The organism is Kitasatospora sp. NPDC057500, assembly GCF_042802195.1.
In the GTDB taxonomy this organism is placed as follows: domain Bacteria; phylum Actinomycetota; class Actinomycetes; order Streptomycetales; family Streptomycetaceae; genus Kitasatospora.
The window spans coordinates 20,337-35,503 of sequence record NZ_JBHVER010000040.1 but is presented as its reverse complement, the minus strand read 5'-3'; the positions used below and the strand labels follow the sequence as shown (position 1 = coordinate 35,503).

Here is a 15,167-nt window from a genome sequence, read left to right as displayed (position 1 = left end):
GGCCAGGTCGACGCCCGGGTAGAGCGGGAAGCCGGCGAGCAGGTCGGCGGCGCGCTTGGCGACGCCCTCGGCGACCGCCGGGTCCAGGGTGTACTGGGCCTTGGACGGGGCGCCGGAGGCGGTGGCGGCCGGGGTGGTGGCGCGCAGCACGGTGTCGATCAGGCCGGCGATCTCGTCCATCTCGGCGGTGCCGAGGCCGCGGGTGGTGAGCGCCGGGGTGCCGATCCGCACGCCGGAGGTGTACCAGGCGCCGTTCGGGTCCTGCGGGACGGAGTTGCGGTTGGTGACGACGCCGGAGTCGAGCAGCGCGGCCTCGGCCTGACGGCCGGTCAGGCCGTGGCCGGAGACGTCGGCGAGCACGAGGTGGTTGTCGGTGCCGCCGGTGACGAGCGCGGTGCCGCGGCGCCGCAGGCCCTCGGCGAGCGCCTGCGCGTTGTCCACGACCTGCTGGGCGTAGGTGCGGAACTCGGGGCGGCGGGCCTCGGCGAGGGCGACCGCCTTGGCGGCCATGACGTGCGAGAGCGGGCCGCCGAGCACCAGCGGGCAGCCGCGGTCGACGTGCTCGGCGAGCGCGGCGGTGCTGAGCACCAGGCCGCCGCGCGGGCCGCGCAGCGACTTGTGGGTGGTGGAGGTGACGATGTCGGCGTGCGGGACCGGGTCGAAGTCGCCGGTGAGCACCCTGCCCGCGACCAGGCCGGCGAAGTGCGCCATGTCGACCATCAGGGTGGCGCCGACCTCGTCGGCGATCTCGCGCATCTTCGCGAAGTTCACCCGCCGCGGGTAGGCGGAGTAGCCGGCCACCAGGATCAGCGGGCGGAACTCCCGGGCGGTGGCGCGCAGCGCGTCGTAGTCGATCAGGCCGGTGGCCGGGTCGGTGCCGTAGCTGCGCTGGTCGAACATCTTGCCAGAGATGTTGGGGCGGAAGCCGTGGGTGAGGTGGCCGCCGGTGTCCAGGGACATGCCGAGCATGCGCTGGTTGCCGAGGTCCCGGCGCAGTTCGGCCCAGTCCTGCTCGGTGAGGTCGTTGACGTTGCGGACCTTGGCGCGCTCCAGGGCGGGGCTCTCGACGCGCTGGGAGAGGACGGCCCAGAAGGCGGTGAGGTTGGCGTCGATGCCGGAGTGCGGCTGGACGTAGGCGTGGTCGGCGCCGAACAGGGCGCGGGCGTGCTCGGCGGCGACGGTCTCGACGGTGTCGACGTTGCGACAGCCGGCGTAGAAGCGGCGGCCGGCGGTGCCCTCGGCGTACTTGTCGCTGAGCCAGTTGCCCATCGCGAGCAGGACGGCCGGGGAGGCGTAGTTCTCGCTGGCGATGAGCTTGAGCGAGGCGCGCTGGTCGTCGATCTCCTGGCCGATGGCGGCGGCGATCCGCGGCTCGACCTCGCGGACCACGTCGAGCGCGGAGCGGAAGGCGGTGTTGGCGGCGGGGGTGGCGGCCGTGTGCGGCTGCTGGGCCATGGCGGTCTCCTGGGGGGAGTCGGGGGGCCCAGGCGCTCGGCAACTGCGTCGTGATCCGGCACGGGGCCGCTTCCCGATGGTCGATTCCATCCGTGCGCGCCAGTCGCGGCCCGCCGGAATCGTAACAGCGCCGGGCGGCTTGTGGCAGAGGTCTCACCATCCGGGACGGCGGCGGACATGACACTCCTTTCGTCCACCTATGTCCGTTCTATTGCTACAGCAGTATTGCGGCGGAATGAAGCCGTCACAATTCCCGAAACAAAGCACGGGAACCAGTTCGCGGACGTCCTCGGAATGATTTGCGAAAGCTCCCCGGCATCCGGTCTGATGACGCCCGGAAGGCCTTCCGGGAAACCCCCGGACCGGCCGTCCGGAAATGCCCGCCGACGCACCCATACCCACGGGGCGGCAGAGAATTCGGGGAGTACGCCTCTCATGGCAGTGGTCGAACAAGTCGCAGCGCCGGACGCCCCGGCGCCGCTCCCGGCGCCCGCCCCGAGGAGCCTGCTGCGCCGGGTCTGCCGCGACCGCACCGGGGCCCTCGCGCTCGGCGTCGTCCTGCTCTTCCTGCTGCTCGCCCTGGCGGCCCCGCTGATCGCCGCGCTGTACGGCAAGAACCCCACCGAGCACTACGGCCAGAACACTCCCGGCCTGCTCAGCGACGGCGGCCTGCCGCTCGCGCCGAACGGCGGCATCTCCGGCGAGTTCTGGTTCGGCCTGGAGCCCGGCCTCGGCCGGGACGTGTTCACCCAACTGCTGTACGGCATCCGCACCTCGCTGCTGATCGCCTTCGCCTCGGCCGCCGTCACCACCGCGCTCGGGGTGCTGGCCGGCGTCGCGGTGGGCTACCTCGGCGGGGTCACCGACCGGGTCTTCGGCTTCCTCTCGAACGTCCTGCTGGCCTTCCCGACGCTGCTCCTGCTGCTCGCGCTCAGCCCGGTGATCCAGTCCCGGCTGGTCGACCCGGGCACCGCGGAACCGGTGTGGATGCAGTTCCTGGTGCTCGTCCTGGTCTTCTCCGCGTTCGGCTGGATTCCGCTCGCGCTTTCCCTGCGGGCCGCCGTCCGCTCGCTCCGGGAAAGGGATTTCGTGCAGTCCGCCCGGGCGCTCGGCGCGAGCCGGTTCCACATCGTCGTCAGGGAACTCCTGCCGAATGTCCGGGCGCAGCTGCTGGTGCACTCCACCATGGCGGTGCCGACCTTCGTCGCCTCCGAGGCGGTGCTGTCCTTCCTCGGCGTGGGCATCACCGAGCCCGTCCCCGACTGGGGCCGGATGATCGCCCGCGGCTCCGAGGTGTTCCAGGCCGACCCGACCTACATGGTCTTCCCCGGCGTCGCGCTGCTGGTCTTCGTGCTCGCCTTCAACCTCCTCGGCGACGCCGTCCGGGACGCCCTGGACCCGCGCGCCGCCCGCTGAGGCCTCCCCCTCCCGCTTTTTCCGCCCACGTTCACCCGACCGCCCCGACCCCGGGGCAAGGAGAGATTCGCCATGCGCTGGATCAGACCGTCCCTCGCCGTCCTCGCGACCGCCCTGCTGGCGACCTCCTGCTCGGCCGGCGCCGCCTCGACCTCCTCCACCGCCGGGCCCGGCGCCGCGGCCAAGGACGCCTCGCCGCTGACCGCCGCGCTCGGCACCGAGCAGGAGAGCGCCGGCCCGGCCCCCGCCGTCGCCGGCGCCCGCCAGGGCGGCACGGTGAACGTCTACAACGCCACCGACTTCCGCCACCTCGACCCGCAGAAGGTGTACGCGGGCGCCACCTACAACACCTCGCTGCTCTGGGGCCGCCAGCTGACCCAGTACCAGGTGGTCGACGGCAAGGCCAAGCTGGTCGGCGACCTCGCCACCGACACCGGCACCTCCACCGACGGCGGCCGCACCTGGACGTACCGGCTGAAGGAGGGCGTGGCCTGGGAGGACGGCCAGCCGATCACCTCCCAGCAGGTCAAGTACGGCATCCAGCGCTCCTTCGGCAAGGGCTACGAGGTCGGCCCGCCGTACTGGCCGCAGTGGCTCACCGGCGAGGCGAGCTACGACGACGCCCGCAAGAAGTACGGCGGCCCGCAGGACGGCGACCTCGCCGCGATCGAGACCCCGGACGAGCGCACCGTCGTCTTCCACTTCCCGCAGCCGCAGGCCGACGTGCCGTACATGGCCGCGCAGTCCTCCTCCTCGCCGGTGCGCCGGGACAAGGACACCGGCACCGACTACGACCGCCAGCCGTTCGCCACCGGCCCGTACCGGATCGTCGAGCACGTCCAGAACACCCGCATGGTGCTGGAGCGCAACCCGCACTGGAAGCCGGAGACCGACCCGATCCGCAGCCAGTACCCGGAGAAGTTCGTCTTCACCTTCGGGAAGGAGGCGCTCAACATCAACCAGGAGATCCTCTCCGGGCGCGACGGCGGCGCCGACGCCACCACGGCGGCCACCCTGCTCTCCCCCGAGCTGTACCAGACCGTGGACACCGACCCCAAGGCCAAGGACCTGGTCGTCTCCGGGCGGCAGGGCGCCTTCGTCACCTACCTGATGGTCAACAACGAGCGGGTGGCCGACGTCGAGGTCCGCAAGGCGCTCAACCTCGCCTACCCGCGCCAGCAGGCCCGCCAGGTCCGCGGCGGCAGCCGGGCCGGCGAGCTCGCCACCACGCTCAGCTCCCCCGCCCTGCTGGACTGGCAGAAGTACGACCTCGACCCGGCCAGGCCGGAGGGCGACCCGGAGGCCGCCAAGGCCGCGCTGGCCAAGGCCAAGCAGGCACCGGCCCCGCTCACCTACGCGTACGCCAACACCCCCGACGGGCAGCGGGTCGCCCAGGTGCTGGTGGACGGCTTCGCCAAGGCCGGCATCACCGTGGTGCCCAAGCCGGTCGACCCCAAGGCGCTGCTGGACGAGGTGCACCGCGCCGACTCCCCGTACGACCTGTGGGAGGAGACCAGCTCGGTCGACTGGCCGACGCCCTCCACGCTGATCCCGTTCTCCTTCGACGGCCGTGCCAACAGCGACATCAACTCCGCCCGCTACCGCAACCCCGAGGTCGACAAGGAGATCGACCGGATCAACCAGATCGGTGAGCCGCGCGCCAAGGCCAAGGAGCTGTACGCCCTGGAGCAGACGGTGATGAAGGACCTGCCGGTGCTGCCGTTCAGCTACCCGACGGTCAACCAGCTGCGCGGCTCCAACGTCGGCGGCGCGTTCATCCACCCGATCTACGGGACGGTCAGCCTCGCCTGGCTCTACCTGAAGTCCTGACCCGCCACGGAAACCCCCCGGTGGTCCCGCCTCGCGCCGTCCCCGCGAGCGCGGCGGGACCACCGCCCCGACGCCCCCCGAACCCGGACCGGCCACCATGCTCTCCTTCGCCCTGCGGCGGATCCTCCAGGCGCTCGCCGTCCTGGCCGCGGTCTCCGCCGCCGCCTTCGCCCTCTTCTACGCCGCCCCCGCCGACCCGGCCCGCGCCGCCTGCGGCCCGCGCTGCGACACCGGCCAGGTCGCGGCGGTCCGCACGAGCATGGGCCTGGACCAGCCGCTGCTCACCCAGTACACCGACTACCTGGCCGGGATCGTCGCCGGCCGGGACATCCAGGACGTCGACGGCTCCACGATCCACTGCGACGCGCCGTGCCTCGGCTACTCCTACCGGCTGCACCAGCCGGTCACCGAGGCGCTGGCCGACCACCTGCCGGTCACCGCCTCGCTGGCGGCGGGCGCGCTGGCCGTCCTGGTGGTGCTCGGGCTCGGCACCGGCTTCGTCAGCGCGCTGCGGCACGGCACCCGGACCGACAAGCTGCTCTCCGGCTTCACCCTGGTCGGCGCCAGCGTGCAGATCTACTTCCTGGGCTACGTCGCCCAGTGGGGCCTGGTCTACACCACCGGACTGCTGCCGCTGCCCTCCTACACCCCGCCGGCCGCCGACCCGGCCGCCTGGGCGGGCGGCCTGCTGCTCCCCTGGATCGTGCTGGGCTTCGTCAACTCGGCGGTGTTCGCCCGGCTCTCGCGCTCCCAGCTGCTGGAGACGATGAACGAGGAGTACGTCCGCACGGCCCGCGGCAAGGGCCTCGGCCGGCTGCGCACGCACCTCAAGTACACCTCGCGCGGCGCCGCCGGGCCGCTGGTGCAGCTGCTCGGCCTGGAGGCGGGCGCGCTGCTCGGCGGCGCGGTGATCACCGAGACGGTGTTCGGGCTGAACGGCGTGGGCCGGTTCGCCACCGAGGCCGTCGAGGGGCAGGACCTGCCGGCCGTGGTCGGCGCGGTGCTGCTGGCCGCCTGCTTCGTCGTGCTGTTCGTCGCGCTGGCCGACCTGGTGGTGGCCTGGCTCGACCCGCGCATCCGCCTCGGCTGACCGCCCCCTCCCGCTCTGGAGTCCGTCCCGATGACCCCCTCCCCCGTCCCCGCAGCCGCTGGTGCCACCGCGGGCACCGCCGCTGGTGCCGCCTCCGACCCCGCCGCCGGTCCCGCCGCCCCCGGCCGGCAGGTCGAGCCGCCGGTGCTGAGCGTGCGGGACCTCTCCGTCACCTTCGCCGACCCGCGCGGCGGCGCCCCGGTCACCGCCGTGCGCGGCCTCTCCTTCGACCTGGCCCGCGGCGATGTCCTCGGCCTGGTCGGCGAGTCCGGCTCCGGCAAGTCCGCCACCGGGCTCGCCGTGCTCGGCCTGCACGACCCGCGCACCACCACCGTCACCGGTTCGATCCGGCTGGCCGGGCAGGAACTGGTGGGCGCCGAGGAGTCCGTCCTGCGACGGGTGCGCGGCGGCCGGGTGGCGCTGGTCTTCCAGGACGCGCTCACCTCGCTCAGCCCCTTCCACGGCGTCGGCGCGCAGCTCGCCGAGATGTACCGGCTGCACCACCCGGGCGCCGGGCGCGCCGAGGCCCGGCGGCGGGCGGCGGCGATGCTCGACCGGGTCGGCATCCCGGCCGCCCGGGCGCGCGACTACCCGCACCGGTTCTCCGGCGGCATGCGGCAGCGGGTGATGATCGCGATGGCGCTGATGAACGACCCCGACGTGCTGATCGCCGACGAGCCGACCACCGCGCTCGACGCCCGCGTCCAGCGTCAGGTGCTCGACCTGCTCGGCGAACTGCAGCGCGAGCACGGCACCGCGGTGCTGCTGGTCAGCCATGACCTCGGGGTGGTCGCCGGCACCACGGACCGCACCCTGGTGCTGCGCGGCGGCCGGGCGGTGGAGTCGGCGCCGACCGCGACGCTGCTGGCCGCGCCCCGCGAGCCGTACACCACGGCCCTGGTCGGCGCCGCGCTCACCCTGGACTCCGTCCCGGGCACGCCGCTGCCGACCGTCGACGACCCCTCGCCCGCGCCCCGGCCGGCCGTCCCCCGGCCCGGGCCGGGCGCCGCGCAGGGCCGCTGGCTGGCCGAGGTCGAGGACCTCGCCGTGCACTTCCCCGGCCGCGGCCTGCGCCTTCCGTGGCGCGGGCGGCCCGAGCCGGTCCGGGCGGTCGAGGGCGTCGGCCTGCGCATCGCGCCCGGCGAGACGCTCGGCCTGGTCGGCGAGTCCGGTTCCGGCAAGTCCACCACCTCCCGGGTGCTGGCCGGCCTCCAGCCCGTCACCGCCGGCACCGTCCGCTACGACGGCGTGGACGCCACCCGGCCCGACCGGGCGCTGCGCCGGCGGCTCGCCAAGGAGGTCCAGCTGGTCTTCCAGGACCCGTACGCCTCGCTCAACCCGCGCCGCACCGTCGCCCAGACCCTGGACACCCCGCTGCGGCTGCACACCGCGCTGGACGCCGGGCAGCGGCGCGAGCGCTCCGCCGAACTGCTGGAGCAGGTCGGCCTGACCGCCGCCCACCTGGACCGCTACCCGCACGAGTTCTCCGGCGGCCAGCGCCAGCGGATCGGCATCGCCCGGGCGCTCGCCCCCGAGCCGCGGCTGATCATCGCCGACGAGCCGGTCTCCGCGCTGGACGTCTCGGTCCAGGCCCAGGTGCTCAACCTGCTGATGGAGTTGCGCGAACGCCTCGGGGTGGCCTTCCTGTTCGTCTCGCACGACCTCGCGGTGGTCCGTCACTTCTGCGACCGGGTCGCCGTGATGCACCGCGGCCGACTGGTCGAGTCCACCGACCGCGACCGGCTCTTCGCCGCCCCGCACACCGCGTACACCCGCGAACTGCTCGCCGCCGCCCGCTGAGCGGCGGCGGGCGGTAACCGACAGCCGGCAGCCGGTGGCCGGTGGTGTCGGTCCCCCGTCCGCGCGGGCGCTGCACCTACGATCGGTCACCGACCGTGAGCACGCGGCCACCCGTCCCCGGAGAAGGGGTTTCCCGATGACCACGCTCGTCCACAGATCCGTCACCCTGGTCTCGCTCGTGGGCCGGCTCAATCCCGCGGCCCTGGACGGACTGATCCCCCACGAGGCGGCCCACGGCGTCCTGGGCGGCCTCCTCGCGGCCCGTGCCGAGAACGTCGGCGGCGCGGCCGGGCTGAACCCGCAGCCGCTGCCGCCCGTCGCCGCCGCGCTGCGGCTGTCCGTCGCCCGCACCGTCACCGCCGTGGCGAACGCCGCCATCACCGCCCGGGTCTCCGGCGGCGACGCCCGGCAGATCCTCGCCGAGGCCGGCGACGACTGGTGCGGCACCCCGCACGGCCGGATCCCGTGGCCCCGCCACTGGCCGCTCCCCTGGCCGCCGGACGGCCCCCTGCCGATCGACCCCGGCTTCGCCACCCCGGCCGTCCAGGCCCAGGCCGCCCTCGCCTTCCAGGGCTACGCCAACGGCATCGCCGACGAACAACTCGAGTCCTCCTTCGGCGAGTTGGCCGAGAAGCTGGCGGACGCGGCGCTCCAGGGCGCGGGCTGACCGGCGGACCGCCGATCCGGCCGGGTGCCACTTCGCGGCTTCGGCTGCGCGGCCGGCGCCCGGCGGGATAGCGTGCTGCGTCCGATCGTTGTGACTGGTTCCGCCGTGAATGCCGGGACCGACCAGCCGGGGGAGACGGGTGTCCGAGGAACTGCTGCTCGCGAGGATCAACCACGGGTTCGACCACCTCGACGCCGACGGGGACGGCCTGCTGACCGAGCACGACCACGTCCTGATGGGCCACGCGGTGGCCCGGTCGCTGGGCCACGCCGAGGGGTCGGACGCCGAGAAGCGGATCGTCGCCGCCTACCTCGCCATCTGGCGCGACCTGCACGTCTCCCACCTGCCGGTCGGGACCACGGCGATCAGCCGGCGGCAGTTCGTCGCCTCGACCCGCTCGCTCGCCGACGACCCGGTGGCCGCCCGGACCGTGTTCGGGGCGCTCGCCGAGGCGTTCCTGGCGATCGCCGACGTGGACGGCAGCGGGACGGTCGACGCGGGCGAGTTCTTCGTCTTCCAGCGCGGCCACTTCGCCGCCCTCTCCCGCGACGACGCCGACGAGGCGTTCCACCACCTCGACCGGGACGGCGACGGCACCCTCTCCGCCGAGGAGTTCGTCTCCGGCCTCATCGAGTTCTGGACCAGCCGCGACCCGGTGGCGCCCGGCCACTGGTGGGCCGGCAGGCCGCCGTACGCGGCCTGACGCCGGGTCACTCCGCCGGGCCGTCCGGGAAGCCGTCCAGCGCGCGGACCTCACGGGTCAGCAGCAGCGGCAGCACGGACAGCAGCGCCACCCCGGCGACCGCCCAGAGCGCCGGGCGCACGCCCACCACCGACCCGAGCAGGCCGCCGCCGGCGGCGCCCAGCGGCAGCGTGCCCCAGACGACGAAGCGGACCGAGGCGTTCATCCGGGCCTGCATCGCCGCCGGGGTCACCGCCTGCCGCAGGCTGACCTGGGCGATGTTGTAGGCGGTGATGCCGGTGGCGATGACCCCGGCCGCCACCGCCACGGTGGGCGCGGCGGTGCCGGGCCGGGCGGTCGCGAGCAGCAGCACGCCGAGGCCCGGCAGGCAGCGGACGGCGAGCAGCAGCCGGCCCAGGCCCAGCACCCGCACCAGCCGGGCGGTGAACAGCGCGCCGAGCAGGGCGCCGACGTTGCCGACGGTCAGCGCGAGGCCGAGCCGGCCGGGTGAGAGGCCGAGGTCCCCCAGGGCGAAGGCGGGCAGCAGGGCGCTGAGCGCGCCGCCGAGCCCGGCCAGGTTGGCGACGGCGGAGGCCACGGTGAGCGAGCGCAGGGCGCGGTGGCGCAGGACGAAGCGCAGGCCCTCGGCGATCCGGGTGCGCATCCGCTCCCGGGCCGCCGGGGCGGGGCCGGCGGGCGGCGCCGGGGTGCGGACCGCGCCGAGCAGCAGGGCCGAGACGAGGTAGCTGGCCGCGTCGGCGAGCAGGACCAGCGGGGCGGTCACCCACTGGAGCAGCAGGCCGGACAGTCCCGGTCCGGCGAGCTCGGCGGCCGAACGGGAGAACTCCAGGCGGCTGTTGGCGGCCGGGACCTCGCCCCGGCCGACGACCCCGGGCAGGAAGGCCTGGTCGGCGATGTCGAAGAAGACGGTGAACAGGCCGGTCACGAAGCCGACCGCGCAGAGCAGCGGCACGCTCAGCAGGTCGAGCGCGTAGCCGAGCGGGACGGCGCCGAGCGCGACCGCCCGCCCCGCGTCCGCGAGGACCATCACCCGCCGCCGGTCCCACTGGTCGAGCAGCGCGCCGGCGGGCAGGCCCACCAGCAGGAACGGCAGCGTCTCGGCGGCGGAGACCAGGCCGAGCTGGGCGGGGGTCGCGCCGACGGTGGTGAGCGCGAGGACGGGCAGCACGAAAAGGCTCAGCTGGGTGCCGAACTGGCTGACGGTGTGGGCGGACCAGAGGGCGGCGAAGTTCCGCTGCCGCCACAGGGCGCGCGGTGCCTGCGGTGGCGCTCCCGCCGTGGTGGCCGTCGCCGTCCGCCCGTCCGTGCCCGCCATGACGCCCGCCCCCGCTCCCCCGGTCCCCCGCCGGGCCGGGCACCTGACGGATGGTATTCGAATGATCCGCTCCGGCGCGGGCGCTCCGGAGAACCGGGCGGGACCGGGCAGGACCGGGCGGGACCGGGCGGGACCGGGCGGGGCGGGACGGCAGCGGCGGGTAGCGTGGCCGGGCCGTGCCCGGCCGGGCACGACGCGTACCACTCGTACCACTCACACCATCCGTACCGCCCGCACTGCCCGCACCATCCGCACCGCCCGCAAGGAACCATCCGCATGCCCAGCAAGGCCCCCACTCCCCCCGTCGCCCACGTCAGCCGCCCGGCGCTCGTCCTCGGCCCGCACACCGTGGCGTCCGAACGGATCCGGGAGGACATCCTCGCCCGCAACCCCGGGTACCCGCCCCGCCAGGCGCAGACCGTCCGCCTGGCCCTCGGCAACCTGCCCGGCACCCGCCGCTACTTCCGGCCCTACGAGGAGGTCGCCTCCCCCGGACGCACCGCCGCCGAGCGCAAGACCTCCACCTTCGCCGACCTGCTGGCCGCCGCAGAGCGCGCCGCCGGCGAGGCGATGGCGGACGCGGGCGTGCGGCCCGGGCAAGTGGACTGCGTGATCGTCACCAGCGCGACCGGGGACGCCGTGCCCGGTCTCGACGTCCACCTCCAGCAGAGCCTCGGCCTGCGCCCCGACGTCAGCCGCCTCCCGATGAGCCAACTGGCCTGCGCGGGCGGCGCACACGTGCTGATCGCGGCCCGGCGGTTCCTGGCCTGGGACCCGGCGGCGGTGGTGCTGGTGGTCGCCGCGGAGTCGCTCTCCTCGATGTACCAGAACTCCCGCACCACGGTGGAGGACCAGATCTACAAGGGCCTGTGGGGCGACGCCGCGGCCGCCGCCGTGGTCACCGCCGAGCGGCGCACGCCGGGCCTGCGGCTGGAGCAGTGCTTCGAGTACACCATCCCGGGCACCACCGACCGCTACCGCAAGCTGACCGACCACCGCGGCGACCACTTCGCGTCCACCCGGGCCTCGCTGCGCTCGGTCACCGACCTGGGCCCGGCGCTGCTGCACTGGCTGGACCGGCACGGCGGCCGGGCGCTGGACTTCGGGGTCCTGCACCCGGGCGGCCCGGCGATCCTGGACCGGCTCGGGATGCTGCTCGGCGTTGACGAAACCTTTCTGCGGCACTCCCGGGACGTCCTCACCGAGGAGGGCAACCTGGGCGGCGCGACGGTCTTCTCCGTCCTCGCCCGCACCCACCGCACACCCCCTCCCCCGGAGGCCCGCGGCCTGGTCCTCGGCCTCGGCCCGGGCGTCACCCTGAGCACCCTGCTCGCCACCTGGTCGTCGGTAGGCTGACGGCATGCTCCTGTGGATCAACGGACCGTTCGGCGGCGGCAAGACGCAGGCCGCGTACGAGCTGCGGCGCCGGCTGCCCGGCAGCGTCGTCTGCGACCCCGAGGAGGTCGGCTTCGGCCTCCACCGGATGACGCCCAAGCAGCTGCGCGGCGACTTCCAGGACCTGCCGGCCTGGCGGCAGGGGGTGTTCGAGGTGCTGGACCGCACGCTCGCCCACCACCCGGGCACGGTGATCGTCCCGATGACGGTCACCGAGCCGTCCTACTTCGCCGAGACCGTCGGCCGGCTGCGCGAACGCGGCCACGACGTAAGGCACTTCGCGCTGCTCGCCGAGCGCGCGGAGGTGCTGCGGCGGCTGCGCGAGCGCGGCTTCGGGCGCGCCGCGCAGCTGGTCGGCGGGAAGGACGCGCCGCTGCGCCGGGAGTCCTTCGCCGTCTCCCGGCTCGACCACTGCCTGGAGCGGCTGAGCGGCGACGAGTTCGGCGAGCACGTCCGCACCGACGGCCTGAGCGTCGCCGGGGTCGCCGACCGCCTCGCCGCCTCCGCCGGGCTGGCCCTCGCCCCCGACACCGGCGGCCCGCTGCGCGCCAGGCTGCGGCGCGCCGCCGTCGGCGTGCGCCACATCCGCTTCGTCTGAGGGGGCGGCGGCATCGTGCGGCGGTTCGTCCTCACCGGCACCCCGGGCTCCGGAAAGACCACGCTCCTGGAGGAGTTGGCGCAGCGCGGCTTCGAGGTCGTGCGGGAGGCCGCGACCGAGGTGATCGGCCGGCGGCAGGCCGCCGGGGAGCCGGCACCGTGGGAGCGGGGCGACTTCGTCGACGAGGTGGCGGCACTTCAGCGGACCCTCGCCCTCACCCCGGCCCCGGCCCCGGCGGAGCGGTCGGCGGACCCGGTCCGGTTCCACGACCGCTCCCCGGTGTGCACCGAGGCGCTGCGGATCTTCCTCGGCCGCCCCGCCTCCCCCGTGCTCACCGCGGAGCTGGAGCGCATCGGGGCCGAGGCCGTCTACCGGCGCGAGGTGTTCTTCGTCCGGGGCCTCGGCTTCGTCGAGCGGACGGCCGCGCGCCGGATCTCCCCCGCGGACGCGCTCGCCTTCGAGCGGCTGCACGAGCAGGTGTACCGGGCGTGCGGCTACCGGCTGATCGAGGTTCCGGCGGCCCCGGTGCCCGAACGGGCGGACCTGGTCGAGGAGGCGGTCCGCCGGATCGCGGCGGAGTGCTGATCAGTCGTCCGGGACGGTGCGGGCGACCAGGGTGTCGACCAGGGCCGGGAGGGCGTCGATGGCGGCGTCGGTGAGCGCCGTGCGCCGGGCGGGGTTCTGGGCCATCGCTGGATCTCCCTCGGGAATGCTCTGGCAATCACTACAGTCGAAGTACTATAACTGTCGTAATTCATCGGACGGAACGAAGGACACGGATGCGAAAGCTCACCTACTACGTCGGCGCCACCCTCGACGGCTTCATCGCCGCGCCGGACGACGACTACGCGGCGCTCATGGCGTACGTCGGCGGGGAGTTCCTCTCCCACATGTGCGAGGAGTACCCGGAGACGGTGCCGACCCCCGGACGCGCCGCGATGGGATTCGCCGACGCACCCAACAAGCGCTTCGACACCGTGGTCATGGGCCGCGGCACGTACGGCCAGGGCCTGCCGGCCGGCCTCACCAGCCCGTACGCCCACCTGCGGCAGATCGTCTTCTCCCGCAGCCTGGCCGGGAGCCCCGACCCCGCGGTGGAGGTCACCGCGGCCGACCCGCTGAGCCGGGTGCGGGAGCTCAAGCGGGAGGACGGCCTCGGCATCTGGCTCTGCGGCGGCGGCGACCTGGCCGGTCAGCTGCTGCCGGAGATCGACGAACTGGTCGTCAAGCAGTACCCGCTGGTGTTCGGCTCGGGGGTCCCGCTGTTCCGCGCGGACTACGCCCCGCACGCCTTCGAGCCCACCGGCTCGCGCACCTTCCCCAACGGGGTCACCGTGCGGACCTTCGAGCGGACGAGCGCCCCGACGACCGGCTGACGCTCACCACCAGGCAGACGCCCGCGACCACGATCGCCCCGCCCAGCAGGGTGGGGCCGGTCAGCGGCTCGGACAGCACCAACCAGCCCAGCAGCACGGCCACCACCGGGTTCACATAGGCGTAGGTGGCGACCAGGGTCAGCGGTGCGGCGCGCAGCAGCCAGGCGTACGCGGTGAAGGCGACCAGCGAGCCGAACACCACCAGGCCGCCCAGGGCCAGCCAGGAGCGGACGGAGATGTCAGCGGGGCTCAGGCCGTGCTGCTCGCCGCGGGCCAGTCCGATCAGCATATTTCCGAGGCCGCCGGCGAGCATCTGGTAGGCGCTGGAGGCGAAGACGTTCCCGGGCATCCGGATGCGCTTGGAGGCGTAGGAGCCGAGCGCCCAGGTAACGGTGGCGAAGAGGACCGCGACCACCCCGACCGGCGCGATGTCGCCGCCGATCGCCGGGGCGGACAGCACACCCAGGCCGACCAGCCCGAGCAGTACCCCGGCCAGCTCGGCCGGCCTCGGGCGGTCACCGCCGACCGCGGTCAGCAGCACCATCCACAGCGGCACGGCGGCGACCAGCAGGGCGGCCAGCCCCGACGGGATCGAGTTCTCGCCCAGCACCACCAGCCCGTTGCCGCCGGTCAGCAGCAGGCCACCGACCAGGGCGGCGGAGCCCAGCTGCCGCAGGTCCACCCGCAGGGCGGAGCGCCCGTAGCGGGCGGCGACGAACCCGGCGAGCAGCAGTCCGGCGGTCAGGAAGCGCGCGGCGGCGGAGAGGAAGGACGGCATGGTCTCCAGCGCGATGCGGATCGCCAGGTACGTCGAGCCCCACACCACGTAGACGATGCCGAGCGCCACCCACACGCCCACCCCGAGCCGCCCGGCGGCGGGCGGGGCGGCGGAGGGCGGGGAGTCCACGGGCGCGGCGGGTATGCGCTCGGCGGGAGCTGTCATGGGTGTCCCCCTCGGACGGTGCTGGCAGTTGCATCCGCCATGACACCGCATCGGCCACCCCGCGCGCCAGTGGGTATCACGGGGCGGGCACCATCGACTGTCGACCGGCCCCGTCCAGGAGGAACCCCCCGTGCCCGCCGAACACCCCGTGCTGCCCTTCTTCGTCTACGGCACCCTGCTCACCGGGGGGCGCAACCACGCCGCCTTCCTGGCCGGCCGGTGCGCCGGGGTGCGGGCGGCGGTGCTGGAGGGCGCGGCGCTGCACGCGGGACCCGGGTACCCGTACGCCGTGCCGGACCCGGCGCCGGGGCGGCGGATCAGCGGCGAGCTGGTCACCGTCCGCCCGGACGCCCACCCGGCGACGCTCGCGGCGCTGGACCGGCTGGAGGACTGCCGGCCGGACGGCCGGGGCGAGTACGTGCGCGAGCGGCTCGCCGTCCGGACGGCGGACGGCGCGGCGGTGGACGCCTGGGTGTACCTGGCCGGACCGGAGGCCGCCGCCCGGCTGCGCGCGCACCCGGCGCTGATCGTCTCCGGCGACTGGCGGCGGCGCTAGGCGGGCAGCGGCGGCGCTGGGCG

General features: G+C 74.7%; 14 protein-coding genes and 1 riboswitch. Of the genes, 11 read left to right on the top strand and 3 right to left on the bottom strand.

Going from position 1 to position 15,167, the window contains the following annotated elements:
• The coding region (locus tag ACFU74_RS12000) for a glycine hydroxymethyltransferase (RefSeq protein WP_380755396.1) at positions 1-1,455 on the bottom strand (1,455 nt) is incomplete at its 3' end.
• Between the two features lie 19 nt (positions 1,456-1,474).
• A riboswitch (ZMP/ZTP riboswitch) is annotated at positions 1,475-1,572 on the bottom strand.
• Positions 1,573-1,890: 318 nt separating this feature from the next.
• On the opposite strand from ACFU74_RS12000, the gene ACFU74_RS11995 reads away from it, so the two are divergent.
• From ACFU74_RS11995 to ACFU74_RS11970, 6 genes are all read left to right on the top strand, one after another.
• Positions 1,891-2,871 carry an ABC transporter permease gene (locus ACFU74_RS11995; RefSeq protein WP_380755394.1) on the top strand — a complete coding sequence of 327 codons (981 nt, stop codon included), beginning with the start codon at positions 1,891-1,893 and terminating at the stop codon, positions 2,869-2,871.
• A gap of 72 nt (positions 2,872-2,943) precedes the next feature.
• Positions 2,944-4,701, top strand: coding sequence for an ABC transporter substrate-binding protein (locus ACFU74_RS11990; protein ID WP_380755392.1), 1,758 nt, complete (start codon positions 2,944-2,946; stop codon positions 4,699-4,701).
• Positions 4,702-4,798: 97 nt separating this feature from the next.
• Positions 4,799-5,791: an ABC transporter permease gene (locus ACFU74_RS11985; protein WP_380755390.1), complete on the top strand. Its 993-nt coding sequence runs from the start codon at positions 4,799-4,801 to the stop codon at positions 5,789-5,791.
• 30 nt (positions 5,792-5,821) lie between these two features.
• On the top strand, positions 5,822-7,591 hold the full coding sequence (locus tag ACFU74_RS11980) for a dipeptide ABC transporter ATP-binding protein (RefSeq protein ID WP_380755388.1): 1,770 nt from the start codon (positions 5,822-5,824) through the stop codon (positions 7,589-7,591).
• Between the two features lie 136 nt (positions 7,592-7,727).
• Positions 7,728-8,258: a hypothetical protein gene (locus ACFU74_RS11975; RefSeq protein ID WP_380755386.1), complete on the top strand. Its 531-nt coding sequence runs from the start codon at positions 7,728-7,730 to the stop codon at positions 8,256-8,258.
• Between the two features lie 139 nt (positions 8,259-8,397).
• Entirely contained in the window at positions 8,398-8,961 is a 564-nt protein-coding gene (locus ACFU74_RS11970; protein ID WP_380755384.1) for an EF-hand domain-containing protein, read from the top strand.
• A 7-nt stretch (positions 8,962-8,968) separates the two neighbouring features.
• Here ACFU74_RS11970 and ACFU74_RS11965 read toward each other — a convergent pair whose 3' ends face one another.
• Entirely contained in the window at positions 8,969-10,276 is a 1,308-nt protein-coding gene (locus ACFU74_RS11965; protein ID WP_380755382.1) for an MFS transporter, read from the bottom strand.
• A gap of 276 nt (positions 10,277-10,552) precedes the next feature.
• Between ACFU74_RS11965 and ACFU74_RS11960 the strand changes: the two genes are divergently transcribed.
• From ACFU74_RS11960 to ACFU74_RS11945, 4 genes are all read left to right on the top strand, one after another.
• On the top strand, positions 10,553-11,632 hold the full coding sequence (locus ACFU74_RS11960) for a PhlD (RefSeq protein WP_380755380.1): 1,080 nt from the start codon (positions 10,553-10,555) through the stop codon (positions 11,630-11,632).
• A gap of 4 nt (positions 11,633-11,636) precedes the next feature.
• On the top strand, positions 11,637-12,269 hold the full coding sequence (locus tag ACFU74_RS11955) for an AAA family ATPase (protein WP_380755378.1): 633 nt from the start codon (positions 11,637-11,639) through the stop codon (positions 12,267-12,269).
• Positions 12,270-12,284: 15 nt separating this feature from the next.
• Positions 12,285-12,854 carry an AAA family ATPase gene (locus tag ACFU74_RS11950; RefSeq protein ID WP_380755376.1) on the top strand — a complete coding sequence of 190 codons (570 nt, stop codon included), beginning with the start codon at positions 12,285-12,287 and terminating at the stop codon, positions 12,852-12,854.
• 194 nt (positions 12,855-13,048) lie between these two features.
• A complete protein-coding gene (locus ACFU74_RS11945) occupies positions 13,049-13,645 on the top strand; it encodes a dihydrofolate reductase family protein (RefSeq protein ID WP_380755374.1) in 597 nt (198 codons plus the stop codon).
• Here ACFU74_RS11945 and ACFU74_RS11940 read toward each other — a convergent pair.
• Complete coding sequence (locus ACFU74_RS11940) at positions 13,599-14,588, bottom strand: EamA family transporter (RefSeq protein WP_380755372.1); 990 nt, start codon at positions 14,586-14,588, stop codon at positions 13,599-13,601. The two genes, ACFU74_RS11945 and ACFU74_RS11940, sit on opposite strands and share 47 nt — an antisense overlap.
• A gap of 130 nt (positions 14,589-14,718) precedes the next feature.
• Here ACFU74_RS11940 and ACFU74_RS11935 point away from each other — a divergent pair, with 130 nt between their 5' ends.
• The gene (locus ACFU74_RS11935) at positions 14,719-15,144 is read left to right on the top strand and encodes a gamma-glutamylcyclotransferase family protein (protein WP_380755370.1); all 426 of its coding nucleotides are present in this window, start codon (positions 14,719-14,721) and stop codon (positions 15,142-15,144) included.
• The last annotated feature ends 23 nt before the right edge of the window (positions 15,145-15,167 follow it).

Coding starts and splice junctions, on each gene's coding strand:
- ACFU74_RS11995 (WP_380755394.1), top strand. CDS start 1,891: ATGGCAGTGGTCGAACAAGTCGCAGCGCCGGACGCCCCGGCGCCGCTC.
- ACFU74_RS11990 (WP_380755392.1), top strand. CDS start 2,944: ATGCGCTGGATCAGACCGTCCCTCGCCGTCCTCGCGACCGCCCTGCTG.
- ACFU74_RS11985 (WP_380755390.1), top strand. CDS start 4,799: ATGCTCTCCTTCGCCCTGCGGCGGATCCTCCAGGCGCTCGCCGTCCTG.
- ACFU74_RS11980 (WP_380755388.1), top strand. CDS start 5,822: ATGACCCCCTCCCCCGTCCCCGCAGCCGCTGGTGCCACCGCGGGCACC.
- ACFU74_RS11975 (WP_380755386.1), top strand. CDS start 7,728: ATGACCACGCTCGTCCACAGATCCGTCACCCTGGTCTCGCTCGTGGGC.
- ACFU74_RS11965 (WP_380755382.1), bottom strand. CDS start 10,276: ATGGCGGGCACGGACGGGCGGACGGCGACGGCCACCACGGCGGGAGCG.
- ACFU74_RS11960 (WP_380755380.1), top strand. CDS start 10,553: ATGCCCAGCAAGGCCCCCACTCCCCCCGTCGCCCACGTCAGCCGCCCG.
- ACFU74_RS11955 (WP_380755378.1), top strand. CDS start 11,637: ATGCTCCTGTGGATCAACGGACCGTTCGGCGGCGGCAAGACGCAGGCC.
- ACFU74_RS11945 (WP_380755374.1), top strand. CDS start 13,049: ATGCGAAAGCTCACCTACTACGTCGGCGCCACCCTCGACGGCTTCATC.
- ACFU74_RS11940 (WP_380755372.1), bottom strand. CDS start 14,588: ATGACAGCTCCCGCCGAGCGCATACCCGCCGCGCCCGTGGACTCCCCG.